This window comes from Brasilonema octagenarum UFV-OR1, from assembly GCF_963888615.1.
Lineage (GTDB): Bacteria > Cyanobacteriota > Cyanobacteriia > Cyanobacteriales > Nostocaceae > Brasilonema > Brasilonema sennae.
This window is the reverse complement of sequence record NZ_CAWPKW010000210.1, coordinates 1-5,205: the sequence shown is the minus strand read 5'-3', so window position 1 is coordinate 5,205 and position 5,205 is coordinate 1. Positions and strand designations below refer to the sequence as shown.

The 5,205-nt window shown below is 41.1% G+C and carries 7 protein-coding genes and 2 pseudogenes; 3 read left to right on the top strand and 6 right to left on the bottom strand.

The genetic code is table 11. The features are described 5' to 3' along the window. Positions 1–107: 107 nt before the first annotated feature. The 3 genes and pseudogenes from AC5590_RS15955 to AC5590_RS15945 all read left to right on the top strand — a co-directional run. Entirely contained in the window at positions 108–251 is a 144-nt protein-coding gene (locus tag AC5590_RS15955) for a hypothetical protein (RefSeq protein ID WP_169268861.1), read from the top strand. A 53-nt stretch (positions 252–304) separates the two neighbouring features. Next, positions 305–421: a helix-turn-helix transcriptional regulator gene (locus AC5590_RS15950; protein ID WP_169268863.1), complete on the top strand. Its 117-nt coding sequence runs from the start codon at positions 305–307 to the stop codon at positions 419–421. Next, positions 399–860 (top strand): annotated as a pseudogene (locus AC5590_RS15945) (RNA-guided endonuclease InsQ/TnpB family protein); the annotation flags it as partial. The gene AC5590_RS15950 and the pseudogene AC5590_RS15945, both read left to right, overlap by 23 nt. Here AC5590_RS15945 and AC5590_RS15940 read toward each other — a convergent pair. The 6 genes and pseudogenes from AC5590_RS15940 to AC5590_RS15915 form a co-directional block, all read right to left on the bottom strand. Further along, positions 849–1,604, bottom strand: a pseudogene (locus AC5590_RS15940) (IS1 family transposase). The pseudogenes AC5590_RS15945 and AC5590_RS15940 sit on opposite strands and share 12 nt — an antisense overlap. 268 nt (positions 1,605–1,872) lie before the next feature. Then, complete coding sequence (locus tag AC5590_RS15935) at positions 1,873–2,070, bottom strand: hypothetical protein (RefSeq protein ID WP_169268860.1); 198 nt, start codon at positions 2,068–2,070, stop codon at positions 1,873–1,875. A 211-nt stretch (positions 2,071–2,281) separates the two neighbouring features. Next, complete coding sequence (locus AC5590_RS15930; RefSeq protein WP_169268859.1) at positions 2,282–2,587, bottom strand: hypothetical protein; 306 nt, start codon at positions 2,585–2,587, stop codon at positions 2,282–2,284. A gap of 298 nt (positions 2,588–2,885) precedes the next feature. Then, entirely contained in the window at positions 2,886–3,125 is a 240-nt protein-coding gene (locus AC5590_RS15925; RefSeq protein ID WP_169268858.1) for a hypothetical protein, read from the bottom strand. 419 nt (positions 3,126–3,544) lie between these two features. After that, positions 3,545–4,327: a peptidylprolyl isomerase gene (locus AC5590_RS15920; protein WP_246163041.1), complete on the bottom strand. Its 783-nt coding sequence runs from the start codon at positions 4,325–4,327 to the stop codon at positions 3,545–3,547. Positions 4,328–4,583: 256 nt separating this feature from the next. After that, positions 4,584–5,205, bottom strand: a 622-nt coding sequence (locus tag AC5590_RS15915; protein ID WP_169268857.1) for a beta-barrel domain-containing protein, incomplete at its 5' end; no start/stop codon positions are given.

Here is a 5,205-nt window from a genome sequence, read left to right as displayed (position 1 = left end):
CGTGAACGCGCAGCGTGTCCCTTTGGGACTCAGGGCTCAGGACTCAGCGTCTCCGTTCGCGAGTGCGTGCCCGCAGGGCTTAGGAGATACCCGTAAGGGCAAGGGGTATGGAACGTACCTCTATAGATGCTGATGAGTCAACCTCTACTTGTTGTCGAAGCTATGGCGTTCCGCCACGCTTCGCTATCAAGCAAGTTGCTCAAGTGAAGCGTCACAAACAGCTAGCTCAGCCGAAGGCGGCTAGCTTGTAGTTCATGAGAATTTAGCTGAAGAATTGGCGTTAAGCGAAGCTCTGCCGTAGGCGATCGCCAATCTAGCCGCACTTGTGCCAATGAGTCAGTTTCATTTTGCGCGTACCTTCAAGATGCAGGTAGGAGAAGCGCCACACCGCTACATTCTGCAACGGCGAAAAAGTGTCTAAATATGACAATCCTAAACATCTCGCTAAACATGAGAAGAAGCTCAAGCGCAAACAGCAAAAGTTAGCGTGTAAACACAAAGGAAGTAATTCAAGGTACAAATATAGAAAAGTTGTTGCCAAAGTATACGAACGAGTTAGCAATTCGCGGCAAGATTTTCTTCATAAACTTAGTTATAAGTTAGTCAGCGATAGCCAAGCTGTCATAGTGGAGAATCTTCATGTCAAAGGCATGGTATGCGCAGAGCGCACGCTACGCGAACGTAATCACAAGTTAGCAAAAGCAATATCTGATTGTGGATGGGGAACTTTTACTAACTTTTTAGCCTACAAGCTAGAACGTAAAGGTGCAAAGTTGGTTGAAATAGACCGATGGTTTCCTAGTTTCAAACTCTGCTCTAATTGTTTCTATCAAGTGAGCGAGATGCCGCTAGATGTGAGGGGGCGTTGCAGAATAGAAATATGAATCATGCGTTAAGCGTAGCTCTGCCCTAGGCAATCGCCTCAAGCTTGCGGGCGCTATGCCGTATTTTAGATAATGTATTACCAATCGAATGGAATACTTAAGCATTTTCTCTGACTTAGAGTAACAAAAGGTTTTGCGATGTAGTCGCGCAAGATAGTGCTTTAAACGACTGTTTTCTCCTTCCACTCAAGTCAATTAAGTTTTACTAACGATGTGGTCTTCATTGTTAATAAAACAAGGATAAACTGGATAACCGTCTGTAACGTAAAAATAAGAATGCCAACACCTGATTGTCAACCACAAAAGTTTAAAAGTTTCTGAACTTCTATCCCCGAAAACCCAAGCTATAATTCCCGTAACGCTGTGGTTTACTGCTGTCCACAGCCATATATTTTTTTTACCGATGAAAGTCTCAAGTTCATCAACTTCTGTAACTTCTGGAATTTCACTCCTATAAGGTGTATCCGGTAAGGCGCTACCAACTTCTCTAACCCAATTTATAACAGTAGTATGGTGTACTTTTTTGACTCTTTCTATTGCCCGAAAACCAGAACCATTAACATACATTTCTAAGCACTCGCGCTTAATATCCTCTGTATATCCTTTCTGATTATAAAACTCAATGAACTGACGTTTACAGTTCACACAAATGTAATTTTGTTTACCTCTTTGTCTTCCATTCTTACGAATGTGACTTGATGCACACCTTGGGCATTTCATGGCGATACGCCTTCGGCGTCTGCGCTCTGCGCAATCGCTCTAATTCATATTTCTATTCTGCAACGCCAGTTTATTTATTCGATTGTCACTATTCTCATAACGCATTGCTTGCAGCAATTGTAACTTGAGGAAGAATTCAGAATTCACAAATGTTGTTTAAATTCGCTAACAACATCATTAACCTCCCATTACTCGCACTATTGATGCGTTCTTTTAAAAAGGAAGCGGTAGCCGTCAGCAAACGCTTCCTCATCCCCCCTACTGTATCTCAATTAGACGAAGAGATACGGTTTGAGTAGAAGCCTGCGTTGGTATAAGTTGTGGTAATCGTATAAGCAAAGTTACTACCCTGTGCAAATGCAAATGCACCCGCGTTTGCCTGGGAAGGAGAATATTGAAATCCACCTTGAACTTCTTTTGCTTGTTGAGCAACCATTTCTATGTGAGATAGATCTTTGATCATCATGATATTGTTCTCCTGAAAATTGCTAGTTCATTCGTCTAAGTTGGTGTCAACATAACAAAAAAGCTATTAGACCTCTCCAAAAATGGCTATGAAACCAATACCCCGCGCTTGCACTAAAAATCATTTTTGGAGAGGTCTATTGAAGAAAACCACCTGTTTTATGGGGCTTCTATTCAATAGCTTCTTGAACAAAAACTTAGTAAAACAAGCTTCAAGAAGTACGTGCACTCGCATAGGAAGTGGTGTAAGTAGGTCCATTAGCAGCAGCACCAGCAGCAGCACTAGCAACAGCGTATTTATATCCATAGTCAATGCTATAGCTATACTTACCAGTTGCAGGGTTAAAGGAATAAGATACGTTGTAACCTGAACCGGAATCAGAGGCAGCATAGGTTGATACACTGCTTGTAGGTGTGCTGAAACTCTGTTGAACTACTTGAAGTCCCCCATGCACTTGAGTATCACTCGAAAGTTCAGTTTGACAAAAGCTTAGGTCAACTATTTTTAATCGACTCATAATCTCTCCTTTTCCTCGCAGACATATCGCTGAAAGTTGCTTAACAACTTTCAGCGATACTTAGTATTTGTTTAAAATGCCTCTGAGCAAAGTTTTCAGCCAATGCGCCAACAACTTGCATATTTTTTCGTGATCACTGTCAGCGTATCACTCGTCATTAGTGAGCCAGCGGGGACGCCACATGCCTCTGTCGGGAGACCCCTATGGCGAACCCGTAAGGCTCATGAGTCAGACAAAGGACTAATCACTAAGGACAATCCAAAGAGTCAATATGCAAGTTCAATGCGTAACAGCTTAGTTATGAAGCAGTGGAGCTAGAGTATGAGCTTGAGCTAGCACTATTGGGGTAGGAGTAGTAGTAGGGGTAGTAGTAGTAAGGGTAGCCAGAAGTCGCACTTGTATAAGTGTTGGTACTTGTAGCAGCGAAATTGCTACCGTTAGCATAAGCACCAGATGATGCACTAGATGTTGCAAATCCACCTTGAACTTGATGATTGTCTGCAGTGGTTTCGAGGTGAGAAAGGTCTGCGATAATCATATGATTCTCCTAGAATTTACTAGTTTTGATCGGAAACTTCTTTGTAATCAAAACTCTCTGTTTGATTACATCTATAAACATAACACTTCTGCCAGAGAAAAACATAAAGTAACGATGAAGATGGATTATTTTCATTTAGATAAACATTTTATTTCATCAACTTTTATCTATTCAAGTAATAAAAGGATATCAGGACAAAATTCTGTGTTTCTTTATTTTTGAAACTCAGTTCATTCGGATTATAATTCAAAAAAATCAACCTAAAGCAAAATGAATTATTGATTTCATTTCAGAAAAAACTTCTTGTTTGTTTATGTTATGGGGTTGAAATTTTTTGCATGAATAGTTCGCCAAGTTTGATTTGCGCTAAATAACCTCCAATATCTCCTAATTTTGGGGTGAAGAACTAATAGCTAAAGTCAAGCCTGCATTAACACATCCTCTGATGCTTGAAGATGAGCGTCGGAATCTAACATGGTCAAGATTTCTATTGATTGAATTTGTTGTTTCAACCAATGATCAAACAATTCTTGCTGAATTTGGTCACGTAAGTGCTGATCCAAGATAGGTTGAACCATTTCTTCTAGCCAAATCAAATAAACTCCTTTGGAGGTTGATATCGGCTTGATAACAGACGGCGGAGCGGCTGCAAATACAGCGGCTGCAATCTCTGGTCGAAAATCTGTACGACGTCGCATTCCTTGATATCCTCCAGCACGTCGAAGTTCAGGCTGTTGAATATATTCACGAGCAATTTCTTGGAAAGTAATTTCGCCTGACTGTAGAGAATAAAACAGTTCTAGAGCTAAATCTCTGTCATCCAAGATGACTTCATAGGTGACAGCAGCAACGTAATTGAGTTGGTTTTCATAAAAGAACCGTTCCACCTGCGTAGCAAACAGGTGATTAGCTAACTTAGTAGCAAGTACGTTGTTATGAATCAATTCTTCAAACTCAGCCAGACAGAGATGATGTTTTTTTAGCCAGTCCCAAGTGTCTTGAGCTTTGACAAGTTTTTTCGCAAAGCGTAATTTATCTCCTTCCTGTTGAAGTTCTTCTTCCGAGACTTGAATCCCTGCCTGTTGGGCCGCCGATGCAATAATTTTTTGGCTTGCTACAGCATAGACAACATCAGGCATTTGGCAAGAAAGTTTCAGACTGCGAACCAAGTCTGCACCGCAAATGATCAAACGTTTTGACACGACACGATTCTCCTAAAAATTTGAAATTTTGGCGTTGGAGAATGGAAGCATGAAATAGGGTTGTTCTGATTTGACTCCTCGTTGATTTATCTGAGGTTGGCTGGGGATTTACGCAGCTTCTCAAGGAAATATACATTTCTTTACATCATCCCCTAATTCAGCAACGCCAAAATTTGAGACTGGTAACGTTAAAACAGTTATCAGTGAACAGTGATCAATTGCTTGATCACTGTTCACTGTTAAAGTTGACTTTTGACTAAACCTCTAAACCACCTTTGTGCAATTTCTGAAATGGATCTAAGATAAAGTGGATGACACGTCGTCGGCGGATAACCACCTCAGCTGTTGCAGTCTGTCCAGGAGTGAGTTGAATAGGTTTGTTGCCATTGTGGATATACTGCTTATCCAAAGTGATTTCTAACTCAAAGTTTTCTACACTCCCTTGAGGTGTTTGGCTAACTTTGGAGTCTGGAGAAATCCAATTGACTTTTCCTGACACGATGCCATACTCACCGAAAGGATAAGCATCAAACTTGGCTTTGACAGGCATACCCGCTTTTAAGAAGCCACTATGCTGATTAGGCATCACAGCCTTGAGTACTAAACCACGATTTAATTGTGCAATTTGAGCAACTCTCTGACCTGGTTGTAGTACAGCTCCTGGCTTGGTAGTCGGGAATTCAAAAATCACACCATCAACGGGCGATCGCACCACTCGTTGCTGCAGTTGAATCTTGTAAGATATCATCTGGCTTCCTGTTTGGCCAATTTCAGAGTGTAGGGAGTTGATTTGTGATTGCAGTTGTTTGAGTTCTTCTTCAATTTTGAGTTGTGCAAGTTCACCTGTATGAACCAGGCTTTGATAATTGCGTTGTTCT